The organism is Streptomyces sp. PA03-1a (assembly GCF_033792805.1).
GTDB lineage: Bacteria > Actinomycetota > Actinomycetes > Streptomycetales > Streptomycetaceae > Actinacidiphila.
Genome location: NZ_JARAVO010000493.1, coordinates 1 through 906 on the forward strand (window position 1 = coordinate 1; position 906 = coordinate 906).

A 906-nucleotide genomic window follows, 5' to 3' on the forward strand; every position below is an offset into this window, starting at 1 on the left:
GTTGAAAGGGAGTACACAAACGAAAATCGGGGGGGGCGGACAAAAGAAACGGTCGTGTGGCGAGGGTCGGTATTCCGGGGCCAATCCCGTCGACCGAACCGATATGCTTCTGAACTGACACCGCCTCGGACGGACGGGGACGTGCGCGCCGCGGGGCCGTAGGCGCGGCGCGCACGTCCCCGTCCGTCCGAGGCGGTGTCAGTTCGGAAGCGTATCGGTTCGGTCGACGGGATTTGCCCCGGAATACCGATCCTCGCCCAAGGATCGTTTCTTTCGTCCGCCCGCCGCGTTCTTCGTTAGTGTCGTCCCTTGCACGCCGGGGACGGCGGGCTGGTCCGAGCGTGTCGGTCGTGAGGGGAGTTGTCTCGGATGACCTCCGGTAGCAGCGGCGGGAGTCTGCCCGGTCCCGGGTACTACCCGGACCCGTCCATCCCGGGCTACATCCGGTACTGGAACGGGTCCTCCTGGGTGCCCGGTACGAGCCGCCCCGCCCCGCAGCCCGGGGAGGACCTCGCGCCGCCGTCCGGTGCCGCCGTGGCAGCGGCCGGCCCCGTGCTGGCACCGCCGCCCGCGCCCCCGGTGCCGCAGACCCCGGCGGCGACGCCGTGGACCCCCGCGCTGGAGGAGTCCGGGCCGATGTTCCTGGACGAGGACCCGCTGGCGCCGAGGGCCGAACGCGGACCCGGCACCGGCACCTTCACCGGGCTGCAGGCACAGCCGCAGCCGCAGCCGCAGTCGCGCCCCGCGGAGCAGCCGCGGCAGGAGCCCCGTCCGGATCCCGCCCCGGAGCGGGCGTGGGTCGCCGACCCGGCCCGTCAGGCCCCCGCGCCCCGCGTGTCGTGGGGCACCCCCGAGCGTGCGGAGCAGCCCGCCGCACCCGACCGGGTCCAGGCCCCTTCGCCGGCC

Annotated in this window: 1 protein-coding gene; it reads left to right on the forward strand. The window is 73.8% G+C overall.

All coding sequences use genetic code 11. The annotated features are described in order from the left end of the window. Nucleotides 1-369: 369 nt before the first annotated feature. On the forward strand, nt 370-906 hold a 537-nt coding region (locus PV341_RS45115), incomplete at its 3' end, for a DUF2510 domain-containing protein (RefSeq protein ID WP_500361059.1).